The sequence below is a fragment of the Microbacterium longlingense genome, from assembly GCF_058349825.2.
In genome coordinates this window covers 265034-289709 of sequence record NZ_JBYRJA020000004.1, presented here as the reverse complement: position 1 = coordinate 289709, position 24676 = coordinate 265034, and the positions used below count along the sequence as shown (strand labels likewise).

Below are 24676 nucleotides of genomic sequence, written 5' to 3'. Positions count from 1 at the left end.
TGCCGCACTGATGCCCAGGGTGCTGCAATGATGCCCAGGGTGCTGCGCTGATGCTCAGGGTCCTGCGCGACCCGACCTACGCGCGACTCTTCGCCGCTCAGGTGATCGCCCTGCTCGGCACCGGCCTCCTCACGGTCGCGTTGGGGCTGCTGGCGTTCGATATCGCCGGCGATGCGGCGGGTTCTGTGCTCGGCACCGCCCTGACGATCAAGATGGTCGCCTATGTCGGCGTCGCACCATTGATCGCCGCGCTCGTCGATCGCCTGCCGAAGAAGGCGGTTCTCGTCACGGCGGATGCGGTACGACTCGCCGTGGCACTGTGCCTGCCGTTCACGACAGAGACGTGGCAGATCTTCCTCCTGGTGTTCGTGCTGCAGTCAGCGTCGGCGACGTTCACCCCCGCGTTCCAGGCGCTCATTCCCGCCGTTGTGCCCGAGCCCCGCGACTACACGCGCGCACTGGCGCTGTCACGCCTTGCCTACGATCTCGAGTCATTGCTGAGCCCGGCGATCGCCGCGGCGCTGCTGACGATCACCACCTCAGGGAATCTCTTCTTCGGCACCGCGCTCGGGTTCGCCATCTCCGGCGCCCTCGTCCTCACGACCCGGCTGCCCGCGCTGCCGCCGCGCCTCGATGACACCACGTTCTGGCAACGCCTCCCCCTCGGCGCACGGATCTTCGCCGCCACCCCGACGCTCCGCTTCCTGATGCTCGCCAATGTGGTCGTCGCGACGGGGACGGCGCTCGTCCTCGTGAACTCCGTGGTCTACGCGAAGGGCGTGCTGCGCCTCGACGACACCGCACTCGCCCTCACCCTCGCCGCCTGCGGTATTGGTTCCCTCGTGATGGCCCTCGCCGTCCCGCGCATCACGACGCGGATCGGTGTGATCCCGACGATGAGGATCGGCCTGACGATGATCGTCGTCTGCCTGATCGCCGCCGTGGTCATGACCGTGGCCGTGACGGCGACCGGAACCGGCTGGGGATGGCTGCTCGCCACCTGGGCGGTGCTCGGCATGGGCACATCCCTCGTCGGCACACCATCATCACGGCTGCTCGCGGACGCCTCGAACGCGAGCAACCGTGGTCTCGTCTACACCGCGCAGTTCGCGCTCTCGCACGCCTGCTTCCTGATCGCCTATCCGGTCGCCGGATGGCTCGGCGCGACGGATCTCACCCTCGCTGCGCTCGTGCTGACGGTGATCGCGGCGGCCGCTGCCGCGATCGCCCTCGCCGCATCCCCGCGTCTCCGGACAGGGAGCGACGAACCCGCTCATCCCCGGACGACACGTCATTCAGAGACGTGACGGTCGCCCGGATCCCCGGCGCGGTGCACACAGCCGTGCCGCCACCGCCATCAGCACCACGACGAACATTCCCGGCCGATCGCCGACGGCACTGCCGCAACACAGGGCGCCCACCGACTGGAGGTACACGGACGTACCGGTACACAGGCGTACCGGTACACAGGCGTAGCGGCGTACCGGCACGTGTGCGCGGAGGCCCGGAGAGCGCTCTACTCGAAGCGCACCGAATGACCGCGAGGGGCCGCAGCCTCCTGGAGTGCCTTGCGTGCAACCGACAGCGAAGACGAACCGAAACCGCGCCGAGCGAGGCGCCCCGCCAGACGACGCAGCGCAACCTCGAAGTCGAGGTTCGTCATCGAGCGGGCAGCGGAGCGCGCATACTCCAGAGCCCGCTCATCCTCGTCGTCGTTCGAGAGCTCGTCGAGCACCTCAGCCACGATCGGTGCTGAGATCCCGCGCTGGGCGAGGGTCCGGGAGAGCAGACTCCTCCCCTGTCCTTTGCGCTCCACGCCGGTTCGCACGAGGTGCTCGGCGAGCGAACGGTCATCGAGATAGCCATGCCCCTGGAAACGCTCGAGGATCTCCGCAATGCGATCACCGGATCGAAGATCGCCCGATGCACCACGTCTCTTCACCTGTTCGGCGAGCACGTCACGCGCCTCCTGCACCGAGAGCTGTCGCCCGCGGAGCCTCCGCACGAGGAAGTCCTCCGCCGCCGCCATGACCTCGTCGATCGTCGGCCCGTCGTCCGCGTCATCGCCCACCGCCGCGCCGCCGATCGCGCGGGGACCATCGATGGCCCCCGCGCTGTCTCGGAACGCCACGACAGAGCCGCTCCGTCGGTGGGCTGGATGCCGTGACGAGGGCGTGCCGGCATCTCCCGACCCCTCATCGACCGCGCCCGCCGCCCGCTGGCCGGAGAACATCGGGATGACAGGGGCGAGCCCGGACGGAATCATCCGCTCGCCCCCGTTCTGCGTCGACATGATCGTCCTCGTCACCCAGTACGGACCGTCACGCGGGACGACGCTGAGCGAGTTCGTCGGCCTGTGCCGGCTCCTCGGCAGAGGCACCACCCACACCGAGCTTCTGCTTGATCTGCGTCTCGATCGCGTCGGCGATGTCGGCGTTGTTGAGCAGGAAGTTGCGGGCGTTCTCCTTGCCCTGCCCCAGCTGGTCGCCATCGTACGTATACCAGGACCCGGACTTCTTGACGATGCCGTGCTCGACGCCGAAATCGATCAGGCTGCCCTCGCGGGAGATGCCGGTGCCGTAAAGGATGTCGAACTCCGCCTGCTTGAAGGGGGGTGCCATCTTGTTCTTGACGACCTTGACGCGGGTGCGGTTCCCGACCGCTTCCGAGCCGTCCTTCAACGTCTCGATGCGACGAATGTCCAGGCGCACCGATGCGTAGAACTTGAGCGCCTTTCCACCCGCGGTGGTCTCCGGCGAGCCGAAGAAGACACCGATCTTCTCACGCAGCTGGTTGATGAAGATCGCCGTGGTCTTCGTCTGGTTCAGCCCACCCGTGAGCTTACGCAGCGCCTGCGACATGAGGCGCGCCTGCAGACCGACGTGCGAGTCTCCCATCTCGCCCTCGATCTCCGCCCGAGGAACGAGCGCTGCGACCGAGTCGATGACGACGAGATCGATCGCGCCGGAGCGAATCAGCATGTCGGCGATCTCGAGGGCCTGCTCACCGGTGTCCGGCTGGGAGACCAGGAGAGCGTCGATGTCGACGCCGAGCTTCTTGGCGTAGTCGGGGTCGAGCGCATGCTCGGCGTCGATGAACGCGGCGATGCCGCCCGCCCGCTGAACGTTTGCGATCGCGTGCAGCGTGAGCGTGGTCTTACCGGAGGACTCTGGGCCGTAGATCTCGATGATGCGACCTCGGGGCAGACCGCCGACGCCGAGTGCGACGTCGAGAGCGATGGAGCCGGTCGGAATGATCTCGACGGGCGCACGCTCGTCGCTGCCCAGCCGCATGACCGAGCCCTTCCCGAACTGACGATCGATCTGCGCGAGGGCCGACTCCAGGGCCTTCTCGCGTTCGGCTGTGCTGGGCATGGCGTGCTCCTTCTGCTCGTGTGCTGCCGCCTCTAGGCTGTCGCGACCGCCCCCGGCAAGGGATGATTCTCCGACAAGGCGAATGGCTTTTCGCCGCGTGCTTCACGGTACGCGGGGCCTCCGACATCGACAGTCGGGTTCCCGGGTATGTGGAGAACATGGCGAGACGTCCACCTGTTCAGAAGACTACGCCCTCTCGAACGAATATTCGATGATGCGGCGCACCGACACGCCGATTCGCCGAACACATCCAATGGGCGAGCGCACTCGCGAAGCGATCAGCCGCGCTTCGGGTCGATGCGGCCGACGCCGTAGCGCCGCTCAGCAGGAACACCCACCTCTTCGCAGAGCGCGAGCCAGATCTCCCGCGGCGGGGTGCCCGCGTCAAGGGCCTGCACCGGAGTGCGGTCCCCCACCGCCGCCAGCACGAGATCGTGCATCAACGACAGCGCACGGGAACCGAACTCCGCATCGACGGCGCGGAGGAACTCGCTGCGACGCACGCGTCAGCGCAGCGAGAGCTCGGACTCGACGGATGCCACCAGGTCGTCGGGAACGACATCAGGGAACACCTGGAGACCTTCGAGCACCGAGAGCCGGTCGCCGACCTCGTGATAGATCGTGGAGATGGGGACTTCAAGAGCTTCTGCCACCGAGGCGATGATCTCGCTCGAGGCTTCCTTCTGCCCGCGTTCGACCTCGCTGAGGTAGCCGAGGGCCACCGACGCCTTGCTCGCGACCTGGCGAAGGGTCTGCCCCTTGCGCTGGCGGAGGTCGCGGAGGACGTCGCCGATCTCGTGACGTGCCAGGATCATCTCAGTCCCTCCCTTCCCTCTGATCGATCTGCCGGGCTGTCAAGACTACTGCACCGGTTGGTGTCACTCTAACCTTTCTCTGCTGTGCGCCCGCTTGGAATCGCGAACCTTCAGCGTCAAAAGATGACAACCCGAGAAGAAGCGGAGCTATTCCCGGTCGCCACCGGGCAAGGATCACTCCATCTCCTCGCACAACTCCCTGAGCGCTTCGCGCACGCTCCCCCCGCGAATCTCGGCACGGTCGCCCGGAATGACGAGCGAGACCACCCGCACTCCGCTCGGAGTCGCGATGCCGATGTGCACGGTCCCGACCGGTTGGCCGTCCGGCGAGTCGGGCCCGGCGATCCCGGTGGTCGACACGCCCACGTCCGCCGGGACCCCCGCGACCGCCATCGCACGACGCACGCCGAGCGCCATCTGTCGGGCAACGTCCGGATGCACAGCTCCGTGCTCGGCGAGCAGGCCGGGGTCGACACCCAGCACGGACGCCTTGATCGCCGTGTCGTATGCCACCACGCCCCCGCGCACGCTCTCCGAGGCTCCCGGCACATCGATGAGAGCGCTGACCAGCATCCCGCCGGTCAGCGACTCGGCGACCCCGATCGACCACCCCCGCTGCCGGAGGAGCGTCAGGACAGCGGCGGCGGCGCTCATCGTGCGGTGCGCCGCGCGCGCACGGCGGTGATGACGTAGTCGATACCGCTCGCCACGGTGAGCACCACGGCGATGGTCATCGTGACGACATTGATCCACCAGAACAGACCAGCGGCGTCCGGCCACACCGCGCCGAACGGCAGCAGCGCGAACGAGAGCGCGACAGCCTGCGCGACCGTCTTGAGCTTGCCCATCCACGCCGCGGCGACGACGTGGTCCTCCACGATCATCAGACGGTGGACGGTGATGCCGATCTCACGCACCAGCACCAGCAGGACGACCCACCCCGGCAGCTCTCCCAGAATCCAGAGGCCGATGAACGCGGCACCGGTGAGCGCCTTGTCCGCGATCGGGTCGAGAAGCTTGCCGAGGTCGCTGACGAGGTGGTACTTGCGAGCGAGATAGCCGTCGACGCCGTCCGTGGCGATCGCGACGATGAACAGGACCGCCGCCCACCAGCGCATCGCCCCGGGTGCCACCGCGCCGACCGCGGCCTGGTAGGCCACGGCATCGCTCGGAGCATCGGAGAAGGCGATGAACTCTGCTCGTGTGCCCGGCTCCGCCAGCAGCAGCCAGAGGAAGACCGGGACGCAGAGGATGCGGACGATCGTGATCGCGTTCGGAAGCTGCTTGGGGATGGCCACGATGCGAGCCTAGTCGGCACGACGGCACCGCCCCGGCCCCGCCCTGCGTGCGATGCCCCGCCCCGGACACGGAACACCATCCGTCGTGGGCCGTCGGGGCGGCGCCCGCACGGAGCGGAGACGTCAGTCGCGGCCGGTGAGACTCCACGCGTCTTCGGAGTCCTCCTCGGACTCCACGACCTCGTACCCGTCGAACTGGGCCGCCACGGCATCCGTTCCGTAGGGGTCGGACGGCGCTTCTGATGCGTGCGGCTGCGGCGGCTCGTCGCCGCGCAACCGAGCCAGCACACCCGGCAGCTGCTCGGCGTTGACCAGCACGTCGCGCGCCTTCGACCCCTCCGAGGGGCCGACGATCTCACGCGATTCGAGCAGGTCCATCAGGCGTCCGGCCTTCGCGAAGCCCACCCGCAGCTTGCGCTGGAGCATCGACGTCGAGCCGAACTGCGATCCCACCACCAGCTCGGCGGCGGCAAGCAGGAGATCGAGGTCGTCTCCGATGTCGGCGTCGACCTCCTTCTTCTCCGCGACCTGCTGCACATCCGGCCGGTACTCCGGCCGTGCCTGCGCGGTGACGTGCGTCACGACGCGCTCGATCTCGTCCTCGTTCACCCACGCGCCCTGCACACGGATCGGCTTGGAGGCGCCCATCGGCAGGAACAGGCCGTCACCCTGACCGATCAGGCGATCAGCGCCCGGCTGATCGAGGATGACGCGGGAGTCGGTGACGCTGGACACCGCGAAAGCGAGGCGAGACGGCACATTGGCCTTGATGAGACCGGTGACGACGTCGACGGACGGACGCTGGGTCGCGAGCACCAGATGGATCCCGGCCGCTCTGGCGAGCTGGGTGATGCGCTGGATCGAGTCCTCGACGTCGCGCGGGGCGACCAGCATCAGGTCGGCGAGCTCGTCGACCACCACCAGGAGGTACGGGTAGGGCTTGAGCACACGCTCGCTGCCGGGCGGGAGCTGGATCTCACGCGAGGTGACCGCGCGATTGAAGTCGTCGATGTGGCGGAATCCGAACGACGCGAGGTCGTCGTACCGCATGTCCATCTCCTTGACGACCCACTGCAGCGCCTCAGCGGCCTTCTTCGGGCTCGTGATGATGGGGGTGATCAGGTGGGGCACGCCCGTGTAGGAGGTCAGCTCGACACGCTTCGGGTCGATCAGCACCATCCGCACCTGCGCCGGGGTCGCGCGCATCAGCAGGCTCGTGATCATCGAGTTCACGAAGCTGGACTTTCCGGACCCGGTGGATCCGGCCACGAGGAGGTGCGGCATCTTGGCGAGGTTCGCCACGACGTAGCCGCCGCCGACGTCCTTGCCGATGCCGATCGTCATGGGGTGCGTCGCCTGGGCGGCCGCTGTCGAGCGCAGCACGTCGCCGAGCGTCACGATCTCGCGATCCGCATTGGGGATCTCCACGCCGATGGCGCTCTTGCCGGGGATCGGCGCGAGGATGCGCACCTCGTTCGACGCCACCGCGTAGGCGATGTTGTTCGACAGCGCGGTGATCCGCTCGACCTTCACGCCGGGCCCGAGCTCGATCTCGTACTGGGTGACCGTCGGCCCGCGCGAGAAGCCGGTGACCTTCGCGTCGATGCCGAACTGGTCGAGCACGCCGGTGATCTGCGCGACCACCTGGTCGTTCGCCGCGGAACGGTCGCGATGCGGAGAACCCGCAGCCAGCGACGTCGCCGAGGGCAGGATGTAGGGCGTGCTCGGCGGCTGGATGCCGCTCTCCCCCGGACCCGCCGTGCCGATGCCGGAGAGACCGGCCAGCTCGCCGGTGTCGTGCTCGCCGTCGCCGAGCAGCGCGGTCGCCGCTCCGGGGTCTTCGTCGCCGAGGCCGGCGGCGAAGTCGGTCAGTCCGTCGAGGATCTGCGTCGCCGCATCGGGGTCTGGCGCTGGCACCGGCTTCGTCGGGGCGAAGCGGGGCGCCGGGCGCGCCGGAGCCGGCTCCGGGTCGTCGAGGGCGACGTCGAAGGACGACGGCGCGATGGCCTGATCGAAACCACCGGACGACGATCCGACAGGAAGGAGTTCGGTGAGGTCCTGCGAGCCGAGACGGGCGCCATCAGGATCCTCCTCACGACCGGTGCGATTGCGTCGCCACCACGGCAGCGAGTCATCGACGGGGAGCCGCTCGGTCGCAGCGTCGCCCTCGTCGGCGGGCCGGCGCTGCGCGTCGAACGCCCACACATAGAGCTCTCCGAGGCGATGGCCGATGCGGTTCGGCGGGGTCTTGGTCAGGATGAGGATGCTGAGCACACCCAGGAGCGACAGGACGATGTTCGCGCCGATCACGGTCAGGCCGAGCGCGAGCGGCTCACCGACCAGCCACCCGAAGAGGCCCCCCGCAGCACTCAGCGCGGGCGGTCCCTGCTGCGGATCCGGGCGCCCGCCGGCCTCATGGCAGAACGCGGCGATCGTGACCACCAGCATGACGAAGCCGATGCCCACCCTGCCGTTGTCGTACACCGACGACGGGTGCCGGAAGAGCCAGCCCGCGAGCAGCACGAGCAGGACGGGCAGAATGAACGCCGCCCGGCCGACGAGGATGCCGAAGCTGTAGGCGCTGATGGTCGTGGCGACCTCGTTGCCGATGAGGAACCATTCGACCACCGCCCCCGCGGCGGCGAGCAGGACGAGCAGGAACGGCAGGCTGTCCCTGCGCTGGTCCTTCTCGAGGGTCTCCAGCCCGAAAGAGCGGAAAAGTCCTCCCACCCCGTGGGCGAGTCCGTTCCAGGCACGCACGAGAACCGGCGGCTTGGCCGCGGCGTCGATGGACTCCTTCGGCGCCGGCGCGGGCTTGCGTGCCTTCGACGACGCGCCGCGCGACGGCGCGCCGCTAGCGCGTGTGGTCGTCGAGCTCCTGGGCATGCTTCCCACGCTACGCGCTGCCGGCGACATCGCCCGGGAATGACGCGGGTCTCAGCCGAGTTCGACGGCCCGCATGGAAACAGGCAGACAACACCACATCAGGACGAAACCTCACGGAACGGCCTGATCTGGCGCTGTCTGCCTGTTTTCGTGCGGAAGGGTCAGGCCTCGATGACGAGCGGGACGATCATCGGACGCCGCCGCAGCTTCTGGTTGACCCAGCGGCCGATCGTGCGCCGCACGACCTGCGAGAGCGCGTGCGTGTCCCGCACGCCGTTGCCGGCGGCCTCCTTGAGCGCAGCGACGATCTTGGGGGTGACATCGTCGAACACGGCGTCATCCTCTGCGACGCCGCGGGCATGGATCTCCGGTCCGCTGACGATCTTCCCCGTCGCGGCGTCGACCACCACGATCACCGAGATGAAGCCCTCTTCGCCGAGGATGCGCCGGTCCTTGAGGTCGGCGTCCGTGATCTCGCCCACCGTCGAGCCGTCGACGTAGACGTATCCGATCTCCAGCTGGCCCACCACGCGGGCTTCGCCGTCCTTCATGTCGATCACGGTGCCGTTCTCGGCCAGGATCGTGCGCTCCGCCGGGATCCCGGTTTCCTGCGCCAGCTTGGCGTTGGCCATCAGGTGGCGGTGCTCGCCGTGCACCGGCAGGACATTGCGGGGGCGCAGGATGTTGTAGCAGTACAGCAGCTCACCCGCCGCGGCGTGGCCGGAGACGTGCACCTTGGCGTTGCCCTTGTGCACCACGGTCGCACCGAGCTTCGTCAGTCCATCGATGACCCGGTACACGGCGTTCTCGTTGCCCGGGATCAGGCTCGACGCCAGGATCACGGTGTCGCCCTCGCCGGGCTCGATCGCGTGGTCCAGGTTGGCCATCCGGCTGAGCACGGCCATCGGCTCGCCCTGCGAGCCGGTGGACATGTAGACCACCTGGTCGTCCGGGAGATCCTTGGCTTTCTTGTAGTCGATCAGCACCCCCTCCGGAACGGTGAGGTAGCCGAGGTTCTCGGCGATGGTCATGTTGCGCACCATGCTGCGGCCGAGGAAGGCCACCCGGCGCCCGTGGGCGTGGGCGGCGTCGATCACCTGCTGCACGCGATGAACGTGGCTCGAGAAGCTCGCCACGATCACCCGGCGAGGCGCCTTCGCGATCACCTGCTCCAGCACCGGTCCGATGGAACGCTCCGTCGGCGTGAAGCCCGGCACGTCGGCGTTGGTCGAGTCGACGAGGAAGAGGTCGATGCCCTCCTCGCCGAGCCGGGCGAAGGCACGCAGATCGGTGATGCGGCCGTCGAGCGGCAGCTGGTCCATCTTGAAGTCACCGGTGGCCAGCACGAGGCCGGCCGGCGTGCGCACCGCGACGGCGAGGGCGTCGGGGATCGAGTGGTTGACCGCGACGAACTCCAGCTCGAAGGGGCCGAGCTGTTCCTTCTGGCCCTCCGCGACGGTGACCGTGACCGGCTTGATGCGGTGCTCCTTGAGCTTCGCCTCGACGAGAGCGAGCGTGAGCCCGGACCCGATCAGGGGAATGTCGCCCTTCAAGCGCAGCAGATACGGCACCGCGCCGATGTGATCCTCGTGCCCGTGCGTGAGCACGATCCCGACGATGTCGTCGAGCCGACCCTTGATCGGCTCGAAGTCGGGCAGGATCAGGTCGACACCGGGTTGATGCTCCTCCGGGAAGAGCACCCCGCAGTCCAGGATGAGCAGCTTGCCGTCGTAATCGAAGACGGTCATGTTTCGGCCGACCTCGCCGAGCCCGCCGATCGGGGTGATCCGGAGCGTCCCGGGGGCGAGGGGGGGAATGTCGGAGAGGGGAATGGACATGGTCCTCCAGGTCACGGGCGCGACGCCCGCATCGGTTGTGTTCTCAGCGCGTGGTGCCGGACACCTTGGGCAGCGCGCCGCCGGCGGCGGCATTGCGGTCGGGCCGGAAGTCGGAGAAGTCGGCGCCAGGGATGCCGGAGACGAGCGCGAGCTCGTCCTCGATGATCGCTGCCTCCCATTCCTCTGGTCCCACCAGGGGAAGGCGCACGCGCGGGCTGCCGATGCGGCCGAGCCCGTGCAGCACGTACTTCGCCGAGACGGTGCCGGGCACGTGCGTCATGATGGCGCGCACGAGCGGCTCGAGCTGCCGGTGCGTCTCGGTGGCCGTCGCCAGATCGCCGCGGTTCACCGCGTCGACGATCGTGCGGTACGGCGCGGACGTGATGTTGGCGGTGACGCCGATCATGCCCGCTGCCCCGATGGACAGGTGCGGGAGCACATTCGCGTCGTCGCCGGAGAAGTACAGCAGGTCGGTCTGATTGAGCACCCTGCTCACCTCGGAGAAGTCGCCCTTGGCGTCCTTCACGGCGATGATGTTGGGGTGCTTGGCGAGGCGCAGGATCGTCTCGTACATGATCGGCACGCCCGTGCGACCGGGGATGTCGTAAAGGATCACCGGCAGGTCTGTGGCATCGGCGACCAGACGGAAGTGCGTCAGGATGCCCGCCTGCGTCGGCTTGTTGTAGTACGGCGTCACGATCATGATGCCGTCTGCGCCGGCCTTCTCGCTCGCCCGGTAGAGATCGATGGCGTGGGCGGTCTCGTTGGATCCGCCGCCGGTGATGATCTTCGCGCGCCCGGCGGAGACCGCGCGGGCCACCTCGACGAGGCGGATCTTCTCCGCGTCGGTGAGGGTGGACGTCTCCCCCGTCGTGCCGGTGACGACGATGCCGTCCGCCCCGTCGGAGATCACTCGGTCGATGTGCTTCTCGACCGCGGGCCAGTCGACCTCGCCGTCGGCCGTCATCGGGGTGACGAGCGCGACGAGAACCTGTCCGAAGGGGTTGCCCGAATGCGTCATGGTTCTCAGCGTACCCCGGCCTGCGGCATCCCTTTCGGCAGCGCGTCCGCTTGTTCCGGCACCGGGTTGCTCCGATGCCGCCCCGTGAGGCGTCAGAGGCGGCCGCGACGGCCGAGGCGTGCGAGGACGGGTGCCGGCAGCAGGCGCGCGAGGGCGGCGAGCGCCGTGTACCGCAGGGACGGCACAGAGACCGCCCGACCACGCGCCGCGTCACGCAGTCCGGTGCGCACCACGCTCCGCGCGTCGAGCCACATCCACCCCGGCACGCCCTCCTGTCCGCGCGGAAGACCCATCCGCTCGTGGAACGAGGTGTGCGTGAATCCCGGGCAGACGGCCGTGATGCGCACACCGTCGCCGGCGTACTCGACGGCGGCCCATCGGCTGAAGCCGATCACCCACGCTTTGCACGCGGCGTAGGTCGAGCGGGGCAGGAAGCCGGCGACCGACGCGACGTTGACGATCGTGCCGCCGCGGCCGCGCATCCCCGCGAGCGCTGCGTGCATGAGCCGCATCGGCGCCTCCACCAGCACGCGGAGATGACGCACCTCGTCGTCGATGTCGTTGTCGGCGAACTGCAGCGGCAGGCCGAACCCGGCGTTGTTCACCAAGACGTCGATGGGGTGCTGGGCGATCCGCTCGACCACACGCTCCACATCCTCCTCGACCGCGAGGTCGGCCACCAGGACATCGGCCCGGACACCATGCTCGTCGCGCAGCGATCGGGCGAGAGCCTCGAGAGCGTCCGCGGAGCGAGCGACCAGGACCAGGTCGGCGCCGCGCGCCGCGAGCTGGCGGGCGAACTCAGCACCCAGCCCAGCGCTGGCGCCGGTGACGAGGGCACGGGGCATGTCAGTGCCCGCTCTCACGGTCGTAGCCGAGGAAGCGATAGCGGACGCCGGTGCGCGAGGTCTGCCACCCGCCGGCATCGGCGAGCCGCCATCCGTCGCGCGACGGGGCGAACGTGTCACCGGCCACATCGAGGTCGAGCTCGGTGACCTCCAAGCGGGTCGCCAGGTCTGCGGCGAGCGCGAAGATCTCCGCCCCGCCGATGACCCATGCCGCTTCGAGGCCGGCGATGGCCTCGACGATGCTTGCGGCACGGCGTGCTCCGGGAGCCGACCACCCCGGCGACCGGGTGATGACGATGTTCTCCCTGCCGGGCAGCGGCCGGAAACGCTCGGGCAGCGATTCCCAGGTCCGCCTCCCCATCACGACCGGAGACGACCCGGTGACGGCGCGGAAATGGGCAAGGTCTTCCGGAACATGCCACGGCATCCCGCCGTCGGCCCCGATCACGCCGTCACGGGTCTGCGCCCAGATCAGGCCGAGCGAGATCGGCCGCGCCGTCATACTGCGACCTCGGCCCGGATCGCCGGGTGGTGCTGATAGCCCTCCACGACGACATCGTCGTAGACGTAGTCGAAGATCGACGCCGGGGTGCGCGCGAACCGGAGCGTCGGGAACGGATACGCATCGCGGGAGAGCTGCTCTCTGACCTGATCGACGTGGTTGTCGTAGACGTGACAGTCGCCGCCGGTCCAGATGAACTCCCCCGGCGCAAGCCCGGTCTGCTGGGCCACCATCAGCGTCAGCAGGGCGTAGGAGGCGATGTTGAACGGCACGCCGAGGAACATGTCCGCACTGCGCTGATACAGCTGGCACGAGAGCTTGCCGTCTGCGACGGAGAACTGGAAGAGGGCGTGGCAGGGTGCGAGGGCCATCCGCGGGATGTCCGCGACGTTCCAGGCCGAGACGATCAGGCGACGTGAATCCGGGTTCGTGCGGATCTGCGCGACGACGTCGGCGAGCTGGTCGATCGTCCCGCCGTCCGGCGTCGGCCACGACCGCCACTGCACGCCGTACACCGGTCCGAGGTTGCCGTCGGCATCGGCCCACTCGTCCCAGATCGTGACCCCGTGCTCCTGCAGCCAGCGCGCGTTGCCGTCACCGCGGAGGAACCACAGCAGCTCGTACACGATCGACTTCAGGTGCACGCGCTTGGTCGTGATCAGGGGGAAACCCTCGGCGAGATCGAACCGGATCTGGCGGCCGAACACGCTGGTCGTGCCCGTGCCCGTGCGGTCGTTCTTGTGGACGCCGTTGTCGAGCACGTCTCGGAGCAGGTCCTCGTAGGGGGTCGGCACGCGCTCACTCATGGCTCAACGATATCGTCGCTCCAGCGCGCACAGCCGGTGTCGTCACCGGAGGACACAACCAGACTCGCGCTCTGCCGGGCGCCCTATCCTCTGATCATGGCGCTGACGACCGCTCTCCTCATCGCTCTGGCGCTCACCGCAGCCACAGTGGTCGCCGGACTGGTCTGGCGCGCCACCACGGGCCGCAGACGGGACGCCGGCGATCTGCGCGTGGTGGCGAAAGACCTTCCCGTCACGGGCACGCGCGGCACGCTCGTCCAGTTCAGCACGACGCAGTGCGCGCGCTGCCCGCAGGTGCGCCGTCAGCTCACCGCACTGGCCGACGACGCCGACGGGCTCGCGCACGTCGAGATCGACCTCACCGACCGCCCCGACCTCGCCCGCCGCTATCACGTGCTGCAGACGCCGACGGTCTTCGTCGTCGATCCTGCTCTGCGGGTCCGGGCCCGTTTCGGCGGGCCGCCGCGGGTCGACGAGCTCACCGCCGCGATCTCCGTACTCTGACGCAGAACAGACCCCCAGGAGGCCCCCATGTCAGAACCTGCAGGCATCGATCCCCGCGGCCCGCGCTTCGGGGCCGCCATCACCTCGGCGCTGCTGCTGATCGCCGTCGTCGTGGCACTTCTTCCGAGCGGGTCCAGCTCACGCGGCTGGTTCGCCTATCAGCCGCTCGCCCAGGAGATGTTCGTGGTCGATCCCGCGCCGGCACCTCTGGCGCATCCCGCCCTCCCCCTCGCCGTGATCATCGCGCTCCTCTTCCTCTGGGGCGTGCTCTCACCCCGCACCCACCCCTGGAACCTGATCTTCCGCGCCGTGGTGCGTCCCCGCCTGAAGCCCCCGGTGGACCTCGAGGACCCCCGGCCGCCACGCTTCGCCCAGGGGGTCGGCCTCACCGTCGTGCTGATCGGGATCACCCTGCACCTTCTCGGGGTTCCCTTCGCGCTCCCGATCGCCCTCGCAGCGGCCTTCGTCGCGGCGTTCCTGAACGCGGCCTTCGGTTTCTGCCTCGGCTGCCAGATCTATCTGCTCCTTCAGCGCGCGAAGGGCCGACCAGCGCACTGAGCGACGTATGCTCCCCAGAGCGGGGCCACGACGCCGCGGGGCTCCGGAACGACTGTGAGGAGCACCTATGAGCGCCGACCGTGTCATCGTCGCCGGTTCTTCCGGCCTCATCGGCACCGCCCTGGTCGCTTCGCTCGCGTCCGACGGTGTGCCCGTGACCCGCCTCGTCCGCCAGGAGCCGGAGACACCAGACCAGGTGCGGTGGACGCCCGGCGAGTGGCTCGACCCCGCTGTGCTGGCCGGGGCGCGCGCGGTGGTCTGCCTGAACGGCGCCAGTATCGGTCGTTTCCCGTGGACGAAGGCCTACCGCCGGGAGCTGCGTTCCTCGCGTATTCTTCCCACACGCACCATCGCCGACGCCCTGAGAATCCTCGGCGCGGATGCTCCGGCGTTCATCTCGGGCTCGGCCATCGGCTTCTACCCGCAGCGCTCGCATGACGTCCTCACCGAGACGTCGCCGCGCGGGGAGGGATTCCTCGCCGACCTGTGTGTGGAGTGGGAGCGCGTGGCCCGGTCCGCGGGCGATGCGGCACGCGTGGCCACGCTGCGAACCGCCCCGGTCGTACACCCCGACGGCGTGCTCAAGCCGCTCATCGCGCTCACCCGGCTGGGCCTCTCCGGTCCGATCGGCCGTGGCACGCAGTCGTGGACCTGGATCTCCTTGGCCGACGAGGTGCGCGCGATCCGCCACATCATCGACAACCCCATCGAGGGCCCGGTCAATCTGGTCGGCCCCGCCCGTGCGACGGCGAACGATCTCGGACGCGCGCTGGCCGCGCGGCTGCACCGGCCGTTCCTCGTGCCGGCACCCGCCCCCGCCCTCGAGCTCGTGCTGGGTCGTGAGGCCACCCGATCGCTGCTCACCTGCGATCAGCACGCGCTGCCGCAGGTGCTGCTCTCGACCGGATTCTCCTTCCAGGACCCGACCGTGGAGGACGCCGTGGCGGCAGCACTGGACCCGCGGCCCGACGCGGACGGATGACCCGAGACGCCTCGCCCGGAACCACGCACCGACGACTAGGCTGACCGAACACCCCTGCGACAGGAGATGCCATGTCCGTCACCAGCGAATCCGCCGCCACCTGGACCGGAAGCCTGTTCGACGGGTCAGGCACCGTCGCCTTCTCGTCCTCGCGCCTGGGCACGTTCCCGATCGACTGGAAGGCCCGCAGCGCGGGCTCCGAGACCACGACCACTCCGGAAGAGCTGATCGCTGCCGCGCACTCGTCGTGCTACAGCATGGCTCTGTCGAACATGCTGGCGGAGAACGGCACCCCGCCAGAGCGCGTCGACACCACCGCCTCCGTCACGTTCACCCCGGGCACCGGCATCACCGGCAGCCACCTCAATGTCAACGCGGTGGTCCCCGGCCTCGACCCGGAACGCTTCGCCCAGATCGCCGAGAGCGCCAAGGTCGGCTGCCCCGTCTCCCAGGCCCTCGCGGGGATCGAGATCACCCTCGAAGCGACTCTCGCCTGACCGCGGCGGCTCGGCGTCAGGCGGCCCTGGTCGCCTTCTCCAGACGAATGGCGGCGCGGATGCTGCCCCGTGCCGCTGCGCGCTGGCCGACCGCATCCTGCACCACGCCCAGGCGGTAGAGGTCACGCCAGTCCGCATCCGCGGCGTCCGCCACGGTCTGATAGCGCTCCAGCAGCGCGGGAGCGGCCGAGGGGACGACGCGTCCGCTCGGCCGGCGCTCGACATCGTCGGCGGGCATGCCGCCTTCCGCGTCGAGCGTACGTCCCAGACGATCCGCGTCGAAGCCGAAGACGAGCTCGCGCACCAGCGCCCACGCGCCGATGAGCGGGAGCACGACCAGCGCCACACCCATCGCCACGCCCACCGGCTCTTTGCTGGTGAGCATCACGACGGCGCGGTGGCCCATCAGCACCAGGTAAAGCACGAGCCCGGCGCCCATCACGACCACGCCGATGCGCGAGCTCATACGCGCGCCCCGATTCCCAGGTCGATCATGTTCTCCAAGCCGACCACGACGCCGCCCGCGTCGCGCGCCGCGGGCAGCGCGAGCCGGATCCCCGGGGCATAGGCGGCAGCGGAATCCACCGTGTCGTGCACGATCGAGAGCGTCTCGCCCGGACCGGACAGGATGGCCTGCTGACGCGCGATCACGCCAGGCAAGCGCAGCGAGTGCACGGGGACCCCGTCGACGGCGACGCCGCGGGCCGGCTGCTCGGCGAACGCCGCCGGGCGTGCGATATCAGCGGCATTCCGCGCAGCGGCGATGAGCTCAGCCGTCCGTACCGCGGTACCGCTGGGAGAATCCACCTTGCGCTCGTGGTGCGTCTCGATCACCTCTGCCGCGGAGAAGAACGGGGCTGCCGCTGCCGCGAGTGCGGTGCCCAGCGCGGACCCCAGCGAGAAGTTCGGCACGAAAACCGCTCCGATCCCGGCCGCCTCGATCAGCGGGCGCACCGCGTCGATACGCTCCGCAGACCAACCTGACGTCCCCACCAGCACGTTCGTCCCCCGCTCGGCGGCCGCCGCGACGATCCCGACGCTGGCCTCGTAGACGGTGGCGTCGACGATCAGCTCAGCGCCGTCGAGCTCGTTCAGGGAGCTGGTCGATCCGAGGACGGCGTGGAGCGCGAAGTCATCCTGCGCGTCGATCACGGTGCGGATGATCGATCCGAGCCGGCCGCGGCCCCCGACGAGGGCAACCTTCGTTGTCATGCTCCCAGCCTATGGGGGGCGCGTGGTCGCCCCCGACACGAAGATCGCGCGCGATGCTCACACCGGAGGCGGGTCGATCATGCCGGTGCGCAGTTCCATCGGCAGGTGGGCGAGATCGTTGTGCGAGACGACCGTCCACGGCCGGCCTGGCTTCTGTGCGATCACCGACAAGCCGCAGTTGGCCTGGCTCAGCGTCAGCCACCGCCAGTCCGGCGCCTCCAGGACCTCGCGCAGGAGCCAGCCGATCACGAAGTTGTGGGTGATCAGCAGCTCGTGAACGTCCTCCGTCGTCCGCACCAGGAAGGTCGTGACGGCGTCGTCCATCTGCGCACGTCCTGCCTCCTCATCCGCCTCGGTGTACGCGCCGAAGAAGGGCTCGAAGACCGCAGGAGTGTCCTCGGTCATGCCGGTGGGGATGCAGTCGAACAGCAGGGCGGTCGGTTTCGGATCGATCGACGGGAGGCGTTCGGCGAAGATCCGCGCGGTCTCGGCGGCGCGCTCAAGCGGCGAATGCCAGACGGCGTCGAAAGCGACCCCCGAGAGGCGATCGGCGATGAGCTCTGCCTGCTTGCGGCCGCGCGGCGAAAGCGGACCGTCGGGCAATCCGTGCTCGGCGTCGAGCTGTTCCCCGTGTCGTACCAGGTAGATGTAGTGCGTCATTCGTATCAGCTCCTCCGGGGCTGCCCCGGGGCTCCAGCTTAGGCCACCGGCCGTTACGGCACCGTAATGATCGTCATCCGACGGCGTTGCGCTCAAGCGCTCGCGCGGTCGAGCTCCGCCATGTGCGCGCGCTGGAGAGAGATCCCCACGCCTTGAACGAGCTCTTCGACATGACTGTCGGCGAAGACGTTGACGATCGATGCCGCGACCGTCTGCTGCGCGAGCAGCCACGCGACAGCGACCGCGGCCACCGGCACGCCCAGCTCCTGGGCGATCGCGTCGAGCGCCTTGAGCACACGCACGTTACGACGGTTGACGCTCTCACGCAGCTGCGTGCCGCGGACACCGGGCGCTCCGCCGGTGCGCGAACGGTGCCGACCAGAGAGAAAGCCGTGCTCCAACGCCTGAGACGGCGTGACCGCCATGCCCTGAGCGCCGGCGACCAGGCGCAGATCGCCCTCGAAGCCGGCCCGCCGTACGAGGTTGTACGGCACGTCGAGCGCCTCGATGCGCGGGTAGCCGGCAGACGCCAGGATGCGAGCTTCGACGAGCCGTTCTGGAGCGAAGCCGAACGCGCCGACCGTTCCGACCTTGCCGCTCTCGACGAGCCAGTCGATGGTGGCGAGAGTGTCCTCCAGGTTGGTCACCGTGTCGGCCGTGCCATCGAGGTAGAGCAGGTCGATGCGCTCGATACCGAGGCGTCCGAGGGAACCCTCGACGGAGCGGACGAGATCGACCGAACCGAGGCCAGGACTGTCAGGGTGGGACCCCACGCGGACGGCGACGACCATGCGCCCCCGCTGCCCGCGCGACGCGAGCCACTGCCCGATCATGTGCTCGCTACGTCCGGCCGAGAAGCCGTCCGAGGTGTGCACGGCGTTGCCTCCGAGATCGGCGTACAGGTCGAGGATGCGATGGCTTGCGTCGCGATCGACCGTCCACCCGAACTCTGCTGCGCCGACGACGAGGGGGAAGACCTCCGGGCCGTGCTCCCCCACCCGCACGCGGACGCGTTCGCCGAGACCGGGGCCGACGACCGGGAGGGGCCCAGAGGGATGCTGGGCGGCCACGGTCGTCTTCGGCATCGGTACGCCGAAGATCCGCATCGGTCCACCTCGTGTTCTGATTGCTCGAAGGGGCGGCGCCGGTGCGCCACACTTCTGAGGCTAGGCGAGCATTCCCTCCGCAATGTGAAGAAACGGCCACGAAACAGGCATTTCTCTAACGTTTTCATCACGGCCACGAGGCGCCGTCCGTCTTTGTCCCCCATTCGGGGGACAAGCTGCGGAGCCTCCCGGACGAGCGCCCGCAGCGCCCATCCGGAACGCCGCGCAGACCGGGGTGATCTGACCACGACGGACGGCGAAGACGCCACGGCCCGGGTCCCCACCGGGACCCGGGCCGTGGCGTCTGGTCTGGAACGACTACTCTGCCGCGGCTTCCTCAGCCTCGGCGGAAGCAGCGTTCTCCTCGAGCACCGGCTCGAGCGACAGCTTGCCCCGGTCGTCGATCTTGGTGATGCGCACGAGCACCTTCTGGCCGACCCCGAGCACGTCCTCGACGTTCTCGACGCGCTTGCCACCGGCGAGCTTGCGCACCTCGCTGATGTGCAGCAGTCCGTCCTTGCCCGGCAGGAGCGAGATGAACGCACCGAACGCCGCGAGCTTGACGACCGTTCCGAGGAACTGCTCGCCCACCTCGGGGTTGGTCGGGTTCGCGATCGCGTTGACCTGCGCACGCGCCGCCTCGGCGGACGGACCGTCGACAGCGCCGATGTAGACCGTGCCGTCCTCCTCGATGGAGATCTGCGCACCGGTCTCGTCCTGGATCGCGTTGATCGTCTTGCCCTTCGGGCCGATCAGCTCACCGATCTTGTCGACCGGGATCTGCACGCTGATCACGCGCGGCGCGGTCGGCGCCATCTCGTCCGGAGCGTCGATCGCGGCGTCGAGCACGTTCAGGATCGTCAGGCGGGCGTCCTTGGCCTGGGTCAGGGCGCCGGCGAGGACCTCGGAGGGAATGCCGTCGAGCTTGGTGTCGAGCTGGATCGCCGTGACGAAATCGCTCGTGCCCGCGACCTTGAAGTCCATGTCGCCAAGGGCGTCCTCGGCTCCCAGGATGTCGGTCAGCGCCGCGTAGCGGGTCTCGCCGTCGACCTCGTCCGACACCAGGCCCATCGCGATGCCGGCGACGGCGGCGCGCAGCGGCACACCGGCGTTCAGCAGCGAGAGAGTCGACGCGCAGACCGAGCCCATCGAGGTCGAGCCGTTCGAGCCCAGCGCCTCGGAGACCTGACGAATCGCGTAGGGGAACTCCTCGCGGGTGGGCAGCACCGGCACGAGCGCGCGCTCGGCGAGGAAGCCGTGCCCGATCTCACGACGCTTCGGCGACCCGACGCGGCCGGTCTCACCGGTCGAGTAGGGCGGGAAGTTGTAGTGGTGCATGTAACGCTTGCTCGTCGTCGGCGACAGCGAGTCGATCTGCTGCTCCATCTTGAGCATGTTCAGCGTGGTGACACCCAGGATCTGGGTCTCGCCGCGCTGGAAGATCGCGGAGCCGTGCACGCGCGGGATGACCTGCACCTCGGCGTCCAGCGGACGAATGTCCGCCAGGCCGCGCCCGTCGATGCGGACGCCCTCGGCGAGGATGCGGCCGCGGACGATCTTCTTGGTGACGGCCTTGTACGCGGCGGAGAACTCGCCCAGCGCCGACTCCGGCAGCTCGCCGGCCTCGACGGCGGCGGCGAGCTCGCCCTTGACGCGGTCCTTGACGGCGTCGTCGGCGGCCTGGCGCTCGATCTTGTCAGCGATCTGGTAGACGTCGCTGAGCTCGGCGAACGCACGCTCGCTCACGAAGGCGAGGGTCTCCTCGGCGTACGGCAGGAAGACCGGGTAGACGCCCGGCTCCTTCGACGAGGACGCTGCCATCGCTGCCTGTGCCTCGACGAGCTGCTTGAGGAACGGCTTCGCCGCCTCGAGGCCCTGAGCGACGATCTCCTCGCTCGGCTTGGTGGCGCCGGCCTTGATGAGGTTCCAGCTGCCCTCGGTCGCCTCGGCCTCCACCATCATGATGGCGACGTCCTCTGTGCCGTCGGCCTTGGTCACCACGCGACCGGCGACGACGAGGTCGAACACGGCCTGCTCGACCTGGGCGGCGTTCGGGAACGCGACCCACTGGTCGGCGTGCTCCCCGTTGCCCGGGATGAGCGCGAGGCGGACACCGGCGATCGGGCCGGAGAAGGGCAGACCGGAGATCTGGGTCGACGCGGACGCGGCGTTGATCGCCAGAGCGTCGTAGAACTCGCCCGGCGCGATCGAGAGCACCGTGATGACGATCTGGACCTCGTTGCGCAGACCGTCGACGAACGACGGACGCAGCGGACGGTCGATGAGACGGCAGACGAGGATCGCCTCGGTCGAGGGGCGCCCCTCGCGACGGAAGAACGAGCCGGGGATCTTGCCGGCGGCGTAGGAGCGCTCCTCGACGTCGACCGTGAGCGGGAAGAAGTCAAAGCCCTCACGGGGGTTCTTGCTCGCGCTCGTGGCCGAGAGGAGCATCGTCTCCTCGTCGAGGTAGGCGGCGACAGCACCCTGCGCCTGCTGGGCGAGACGCCCGGTCTCGAAGCGGATAGTACGGGTGCCGAAACGGCCGTTGTCGAGAACGGCTTCGGCTGCGGTGATTTCAGGACCTTCCAAGAGGTCTCTCCTTCTTTGTTTAGACTCGCACGTCCGTATGACGCACGAGCATCGTGAAAGAGCGGAGACGAGCAGATATGGGCGCACGGTACGACGACCGAAGACGTCGCGGTACAGCGTTGGTCCGCCTGCGCTGGCCACCAGGAGAAGACCACCCGAGGCCCGAAGAAAGAAGATCGAGAGCCGAGGAGTCCACCACAGGAGACCAGCTTCCTGCCGGGCCCGCTCCGTTGAAGCATGTGTTCAGTTGACGGTTCCGCATGGGCAGAACCTCTCTCAGCGTATCAGCGCGCCCTCCCGGGCGGGCACGGCGCGCGGTTGCCGAGGCGGGTCCGCCGCCGTTAGCTTCGTATGCATGGGTATTCCCTCTGCTCGGAGGTACCGACCGCGCGTTCTCGCCGCCGTCGTTGCCGGGCTCCTCGCGGTCGGCGGGAGCACGACGCTCGCCGCAGCCTCTGCCCCGACGGTCGCTCCGATGGCCGAGGATCCGTCGTGGGACGACATCGAGAGCGCCCGCGGGGACGAAGCGAACACCCAGGCCCAGATCCGGCGCGTCGATGCCGCGCTCACCAACGCGCAGAACGAAGCGGCCGCGGCCTCTCGGACCGCCCTGCTGCGCACGCAGGAAGCCGATCGCGCCCAGCAGGAGGCCGATGTCGCCGCTGCTCGTGCCGCAGACCTGGGCGTACAGGCCGCCCAGGCACGCGAAGACCTCACCGAGGCGACGTCGGTGTTCGCCACCGCCACGACCGGACGGATCCGCTTGCAGGCGGGCGCACCGCTGACCATGCGACTGATCACCACCGCAGGATCGGACGACGTCCTCAGCCAGCTCGGCGTGCTCGACCGCCTGGGCGCCACGTGGTCGACGATCGCCGAAGAGGCCCGCGGCGTGTCCGCGGTCTCCTCCTCGCTCGAGCAGCAGGCTGCGCAGGCTCAGACCGCCCGCGACGAGCTCGCCGCCACCGCCCGCGGCGCCGCCGATGCCGCGCAGGCCGCCGTGGAGACCGAACGCGTGAAGGTCGCCGACATCCGCTCGCGCATCGACACCCTGTACGCACAGCTGGCGAGCCTGAAGAACACGACAGCCGAGCTGGAGCGGCGCTACCGGCTTGCTCAGGAGATCGCGGCGATGGCGCAGAGCGAGCCGCCGGCGAAGGGAGGCCCTTCGAGCGGATCGGCGGGCGGCAGCACCGGATCCTCCGGGGGCGGCGGGAGCACGCCGGGCGGGTCGAGCGGAGGGGGAACACCGGGAGGCGGCGGCACGGGCAGCGGCTCCACCGGCGGATCGAGCTCCGGCTCCTCCGGTGGCGGATCCAGTTCCGGCGGTGGATCCAGTTCCGGCGGTGGATCCTCGGGCGGCGGAACCAGTTCCGGCGGCGGCTCCACCGGCGGGTCATCTGGCGGATCCAGCTCCGGCGCGATCACCGATCCGAGCGCGGCGAAGGCGTACGCACGCAACGCGATCGGTTCCTACGGCTGGGGTTCCGGACAGTACGACTGTCTCGTCCTGCTCTGGAACCGCGAGTCCGGCTGGCGCTATGACGCCACGAACCCGTGGAGCGGCGCCTACGGCATCCCACAGTCCTACCCCGCGGACAAGCTCGCGTCCGCCGGCGCCGATTGGCGCACCAACGCTGCCACCCAGATCGACTGGGGACTGGCCTACATCGCGGACCGCTACGACAGCCCCTGCGGCGCATGGAACCACTCCGAGGCGACCGGCTGGTACTGACCTCGCCGCGCCCGCCGGCAGCCGCCCCGGGCCGCTGGGCGGCCTGCCGAATCACCAGGATTTTCAGGCCCACGGGCCTGAAAATCCTGGTGATTCGGCGCAGGAGGCTCGCGCGGCGCGGGAGGCTCACTCAGGGCGCGGCGGGCTCGCTGGGCGCGGCGTGCTCGCGCGGCGCGGCGGGCTCGCTGGGCGCGGGGCTCGGCCGACGCGTGGAGAATCAGGCGCGCGGGGCGCGGGCCTCGTCGGGAAGGTAGGGGCTGCCCGCGGTCAGGTTGTCGCCGCCGTTCGGGCCGGGGCGGAACTGGCGGCCCGGCCCATCGCCGTGCACCGTGCGCACCTGCGCGGCATGGGTCGGGCCGTCCGGGACGTCCGCCGGGCGGTTCTTCTCGAGCTCGCGGCGCAGCACGGGCACCACCTCGCCGCCGAGAAGATCGAGCTGCTCGAGCACGGTCTTCAGCGGCAGCCCGGCGTGGTCGATGAGGAACAGCTGCCGCTGGAAGTCGCCGAAGAGTTCACGCATGCCGGCGTAGCGATCGATCACCTGCTGGGGCGATCCGACCGTGAGCGGCGTCATCTCGGTGAAGTCCTCGAGCGACGGCCCGTGCCCGTACACCGGGGCGTTGTCGAAGTAGGGGCGGAACTCGTCGACCGCGTCCTGCGAACGGGGCCGGATGAAGGCCTGGCCCCCGATGCCCACGATGGCCTGTTCCGGCGTGCCGTGGCCGTGGTCGGCGTAGCGCTGCCGGTACAGCCCGATCAGGCGCTGGTAGTGCTCGGCCGGCCAGAAGATGTTGTTCGCGAAGAAGCCGTCCCCGTAGAAGGCCGCCTGCTCCGCGATCTCGGGGGTGCGGATCGAGCCGTGCCAGACGAACGGCGGGATGCCGTCGAGCGGGCGCGGCGTGGCCGTGAAGCCCTGCAGCGGCGTGCGGAAACGGCCGCTCCAGTCGACCACCTCCTCGCGCCACAGCCGGTGCAGCAGAGCGTAGTTCTCGATCGCGATGTCGAGCCCCTGCCGGATGTCGCGACCGAACCACGGATACACCGGTCCGGTGTTGCCCCGGCCGAGCATGAGGTCCATCCGGCCATCGGCGACGTGCTGCAGCACCGCGTAGTCCTCGGCGATCCGCACCGGGTCGTTCGTGGTGATCAGCGTCGTCGAGGTCGAGACGATCAGGCGCTCGGTCTGCGCGGCGATCGCCGCGAGCACGGTCGTCGGGCTCGACGACCAGAAGGGCGGGTTGTGGTGCTCGCCGATCGCGAAGACGTCCAGGCCGACCTCCTCGGCGTGACGCGCGATCGTGATCGTGTCACGGATGCGCTCCGCCTCCGACGGGGTGACTCCGGTGGTCGGGTCAGCCGTGATGTCGCTGACCGACATGATCCCGAACTGGATGCCGGACATGGGGCGCCTCCTCCTGCGCGGCCGCCGCGGCCGTGCATCGTTC

Annotated in this window: 24 protein-coding genes; 6 read left to right on the top strand and 18 right to left on the bottom strand. The window is 69.3% G+C overall.

What is annotated here, in order from left to right; genetic code table 11:
- The first annotated feature begins 50 nt into the window (after positions 1 to 50).
- Positions 51 to 1307, top strand: coding sequence for an MFS transporter (locus AC3RXY_RS08140; protein WP_491510397.1), 1257 nt, complete (start codon positions 51 to 53; stop codon positions 1305 to 1307).
- Positions 1308 to 1516: 209 nt separating this feature from the next.
- Here the strand turns inward: AC3RXY_RS08140 and AC3RXY_RS08135 are convergent, their stop codons facing one another.
- The 12 genes from AC3RXY_RS08135 to AC3RXY_RS08080 form a co-directional block, all read right to left on the bottom strand.
- A complete protein-coding gene (locus AC3RXY_RS08135) occupies positions 1517 to 2293 on the bottom strand; it encodes a regulatory protein RecX (protein ID WP_491510396.1) in 777 nt (258 codons plus the stop codon).
- A gap of 28 nt (positions 2294 to 2321) precedes the next feature.
- A complete protein-coding gene (recA, locus tag AC3RXY_RS08130) occupies positions 2322 to 3374 on the bottom strand; it encodes a recombinase RecA (RefSeq protein ID WP_491510395.1) in 1053 nt (350 codons plus the stop codon).
- 278 nt (positions 3375 to 3652) lie between these two features.
- Complete coding sequence (locus AC3RXY_RS08125; protein ID WP_491510394.1) at positions 3653 to 3877, bottom strand: DUF3046 domain-containing protein; 225 nt, start codon at positions 3875 to 3877, stop codon at positions 3653 to 3655.
- Positions 3878 to 3880: 3 nt separating this feature from the next.
- Positions 3881 to 4189 (bottom strand): helix-turn-helix domain-containing protein, encoded by a 309-nt coding sequence (locus AC3RXY_RS08120; RefSeq protein ID WP_491510393.1) that lies wholly within the window; start codon positions 4187 to 4189, stop codon positions 3881 to 3883.
- A 174-nt stretch (positions 4190 to 4363) separates the two neighbouring features.
- A complete protein-coding gene (locus AC3RXY_RS08115) occupies positions 4364 to 4843 on the bottom strand; it encodes a CinA family protein (protein ID WP_491510392.1) in 480 nt (159 codons plus the stop codon).
- Positions 4840 to 5487, bottom strand: a complete 648-nt coding sequence (gene pgsA, locus AC3RXY_RS08110; RefSeq protein ID WP_491510391.1) for a CDP-diacylglycerol--glycerol-3-phosphate 3-phosphatidyltransferase — start codon at positions 5485 to 5487, stop codon at positions 4840 to 4842. Before pgsA ends, AC3RXY_RS08115 begins: the two co-directional genes overlap by 4 nt.
- A 123-nt stretch (positions 5488 to 5610) precedes the next feature.
- On the bottom strand, positions 5611 to 8373 hold the full coding sequence (locus tag AC3RXY_RS08105; protein WP_491510390.1) for an FtsK/SpoIIIE family DNA translocase: 2763 nt from the start codon (positions 8371 to 8373) through the stop codon (positions 5611 to 5613).
- A gap of 161 nt (positions 8374 to 8534) precedes the next feature.
- Positions 8535 to 10211 (bottom strand): ribonuclease J, encoded by a 1677-nt coding sequence (locus AC3RXY_RS08100; RefSeq protein ID WP_491510389.1) that lies wholly within the window; start codon positions 10209 to 10211, stop codon positions 8535 to 8537.
- A 43-nt stretch (positions 10212 to 10254) separates the two neighbouring features.
- A complete protein-coding gene (gene dapA, locus AC3RXY_RS08095) occupies positions 10255 to 11232 on the bottom strand; it encodes a 4-hydroxy-tetrahydrodipicolinate synthase (protein ID WP_491510388.1) in 978 nt (325 codons plus the stop codon).
- Between the two features lie 92 nt (positions 11233 to 11324).
- On the bottom strand, positions 11325 to 12080 hold the full coding sequence (locus AC3RXY_RS08090) for an SDR family NAD(P)-dependent oxidoreductase (protein WP_491510430.1): 756 nt from the start codon (positions 12078 to 12080) through the stop codon (positions 11325 to 11327).
- A 1-nt stretch (position 12081) separates the two neighbouring features.
- Entirely contained in the window at positions 12082 to 12582 is a 501-nt protein-coding gene (locus tag AC3RXY_RS08085) for a dihydrofolate reductase (protein WP_491510387.1), read from the bottom strand.
- Positions 12579 to 13388 carry a thymidylate synthase gene (locus AC3RXY_RS08080; protein ID WP_491510386.1) on the bottom strand — a complete coding sequence of 270 codons (810 nt, stop codon included), beginning with the start codon at positions 13386 to 13388 and terminating at the stop codon, positions 12579 to 12581. The genes AC3RXY_RS08085 and AC3RXY_RS08080 overlap by 4 nt, the downstream gene beginning before the upstream one ends.
- A gap of 96 nt (positions 13389 to 13484) precedes the next feature.
- On the opposite strand from AC3RXY_RS08080, the gene AC3RXY_RS08075 reads away from it, so the two are divergent.
- The 4 genes from AC3RXY_RS08075 to AC3RXY_RS08060 all read left to right on the top strand — a co-directional run bounded on the left by AC3RXY_RS08075 (position 13485) and on the right by AC3RXY_RS08060 (position 15929).
- Positions 13485 to 13892, top strand: coding sequence for a TlpA family protein disulfide reductase (locus AC3RXY_RS08075; RefSeq protein WP_491510385.1), 408 nt, complete (start codon positions 13485 to 13487; stop codon positions 13890 to 13892).
- 27 nt (positions 13893 to 13919) lie between these two features.
- Positions 13920 to 14450, top strand: a complete 531-nt coding sequence (locus AC3RXY_RS08070) for a DUF4395 domain-containing protein (protein WP_491510384.1) — start codon at positions 13920 to 13922, stop codon at positions 14448 to 14450.
- Between the two features lie 67 nt (positions 14451 to 14517).
- Positions 14518 to 15432: a TIGR01777 family oxidoreductase gene (locus AC3RXY_RS08065; protein WP_491510383.1), complete on the top strand. Its 915-nt coding sequence runs from the start codon at positions 14518 to 14520 to the stop codon at positions 15430 to 15432.
- 71 nt (positions 15433 to 15503) lie between these two features.
- Complete coding sequence (locus AC3RXY_RS08060) at positions 15504 to 15929, top strand: OsmC family peroxiredoxin (RefSeq protein ID WP_491510382.1); 426 nt, start codon at positions 15504 to 15506, stop codon at positions 15927 to 15929.
- Positions 15930 to 15945: 16 nt separating this feature from the next.
- Here AC3RXY_RS08060 and AC3RXY_RS08055 read toward each other — a convergent pair whose 3' ends face one another.
- The 5 genes from AC3RXY_RS08055 to AC3RXY_RS08035 all read right to left on the bottom strand — a co-directional run bounded on the left by AC3RXY_RS08055 (position 15946) and on the right by AC3RXY_RS08035 (position 21496).
- Entirely contained in the window at positions 15946 to 16395 is a 450-nt protein-coding gene (locus tag AC3RXY_RS08055) for a hypothetical protein (RefSeq protein ID WP_491510381.1), read from the bottom strand.
- Positions 16392 to 17141, bottom strand: a complete 750-nt coding sequence (gene dapB, locus AC3RXY_RS08050; RefSeq protein ID WP_491510380.1) for a 4-hydroxy-tetrahydrodipicolinate reductase — start codon at positions 17139 to 17141, stop codon at positions 16392 to 16394. The genes AC3RXY_RS08055 and dapB overlap by 4 nt, the downstream gene beginning before the upstream one ends.
- Positions 17142 to 17198: 57 nt before the next feature.
- On the bottom strand, positions 17199 to 17801 hold the full coding sequence (locus tag AC3RXY_RS08045; RefSeq protein ID WP_491510379.1) for a histidine phosphatase family protein: 603 nt from the start codon (positions 17799 to 17801) through the stop codon (positions 17199 to 17201).
- A gap of 92 nt (positions 17802 to 17893) precedes the next feature.
- Positions 17894 to 18886 carry an aldo/keto reductase gene (locus AC3RXY_RS08040; protein ID WP_491510378.1) on the bottom strand — a complete coding sequence of 331 codons (993 nt, stop codon included), beginning with the start codon at positions 18884 to 18886 and terminating at the stop codon, positions 17894 to 17896.
- 339 nt (positions 18887 to 19225) lie between these two features.
- Positions 19226 to 21496: a polyribonucleotide nucleotidyltransferase gene (locus tag AC3RXY_RS08035; protein ID WP_491510377.1), complete on the bottom strand. Its 2271-nt coding sequence runs from the start codon at positions 21494 to 21496 to the stop codon at positions 19226 to 19228.
- A 355-nt stretch (positions 21497 to 21851) separates the two neighbouring features.
- On the opposite strand from AC3RXY_RS08035, the gene AC3RXY_RS08030 reads away from it, so the two are divergent.
- On the top strand, positions 21852 to 23231 hold the full coding sequence (locus tag AC3RXY_RS08030) for an aggregation-promoting factor C-terminal-like domain-containing protein (protein WP_491510376.1): 1380 nt from the start codon (positions 21852 to 21854) through the stop codon (positions 23229 to 23231).
- A gap of 217 nt (positions 23232 to 23448) precedes the next feature.
- Here AC3RXY_RS08030 and AC3RXY_RS08025 read toward each other — a convergent pair whose 3' ends face one another.
- Entirely contained in the window at positions 23449 to 24633 is a 1185-nt protein-coding gene (locus AC3RXY_RS08025; protein ID WP_491510375.1) for an LLM class flavin-dependent oxidoreductase, read from the bottom strand.
- Positions 24634 to 24676: the final 43 nt, after the last annotated feature.

Coding starts and splice junctions, on each gene's coding strand:
- AC3RXY_RS08140 (WP_491510397.1), top strand. CDS start 51: ATGCTCAGGGTCCTGCGCGACCCGACCTACGCGCGACTCTTCGCCGCT.
- AC3RXY_RS08135 (WP_491510396.1), bottom strand. CDS start 2,293: ATGTCGACGCAGAACGGGGGCGAGCGGATGATTCCGTCCGGGCTCGCC.
- recA (WP_491510395.1), bottom strand. CDS start 3,374: ATGCCCAGCACAGCCGAACGCGAGAAGGCCCTGGAGTCGGCCCTCGCG.
- AC3RXY_RS08120 (WP_491510393.1), bottom strand. CDS start 4,189: ATGATCCTGGCACGTCACGAGATCGGCGACGTCCTCCGCGACCTCCGC.
- AC3RXY_RS08115 (WP_491510392.1), bottom strand. CDS start 4,843: ATGAGCGCCGCCGCCGCTGTCCTGACGCTCCTCCGGCAGCGGGGGTGG.
- AC3RXY_RS08105 (WP_491510390.1), bottom strand. CDS start 8,373: ATGCCCAGGAGCTCGACGACCACACGCGCTAGCGGCGCGCCGTCGCGC.
- AC3RXY_RS08100 (WP_491510389.1), bottom strand. CDS start 10,211: ATGTCCATTCCCCTCTCCGACATTCCCCCCCTCGCCCCCGGGACGCTC.
- dapA (WP_491510388.1), bottom strand. CDS start 11,232: ATGACGCATTCGGGCAACCCCTTCGGACAGGTTCTCGTCGCGCTCGTC.
- AC3RXY_RS08090 (WP_491510430.1), bottom strand. CDS start 12,080: ATGCCCCGTGCCCTCGTCACCGGCGCCAGCGCTGGGCTGGGTGCTGAG.
- AC3RXY_RS08085 (WP_491510387.1), bottom strand. CDS start 12,582: ATGACGGCGCGGCCGATCTCGCTCGGCCTGATCTGGGCGCAGACCCGT.
- AC3RXY_RS08080 (WP_491510386.1), bottom strand. CDS start 13,388: ATGAGTGAGCGCGTGCCGACCCCCTACGAGGACCTGCTCCGAGACGTG.
- AC3RXY_RS08075 (WP_491510385.1), top strand. CDS start 13,485: ATGGCGCTGACGACCGCTCTCCTCATCGCTCTGGCGCTCACCGCAGCC.
- AC3RXY_RS08070 (WP_491510384.1), top strand. CDS start 13,920: ATGTCAGAACCTGCAGGCATCGATCCCCGCGGCCCGCGCTTCGGGGCC.
- AC3RXY_RS08065 (WP_491510383.1), top strand. CDS start 14,518: ATGAGCGCCGACCGTGTCATCGTCGCCGGTTCTTCCGGCCTCATCGGC.
- AC3RXY_RS08060 (WP_491510382.1), top strand. CDS start 15,504: ATGTCCGTCACCAGCGAATCCGCCGCCACCTGGACCGGAAGCCTGTTC.
- AC3RXY_RS08055 (WP_491510381.1), bottom strand. CDS start 16,395: ATGAGCTCGCGCATCGGCGTGGTCGTGATGGGCGCCGGGCTCGTGCTT.
- dapB (WP_491510380.1), bottom strand. CDS start 17,141: ATGACAACGAAGGTTGCCCTCGTCGGGGGCCGCGGCCGGCTCGGATCG.
- AC3RXY_RS08045 (WP_491510379.1), bottom strand. CDS start 17,801: ATGACGCACTACATCTACCTGGTACGACACGGGGAACAGCTCGACGCC.
- AC3RXY_RS08040 (WP_491510378.1), bottom strand. CDS start 18,886: ATGCCGAAGACGACCGTGGCCGCCCAGCATCCCTCTGGGCCCCTCCCG.
- AC3RXY_RS08030 (WP_491510376.1), top strand. CDS start 21,852: ATGGGTATTCCCTCTGCTCGGAGGTACCGACCGCGCGTTCTCGCCGCC.
- AC3RXY_RS08025 (WP_491510375.1), bottom strand. CDS start 24,633: ATGTCCGGCATCCAGTTCGGGATCATGTCGGTCAGCGACATCACGGCT.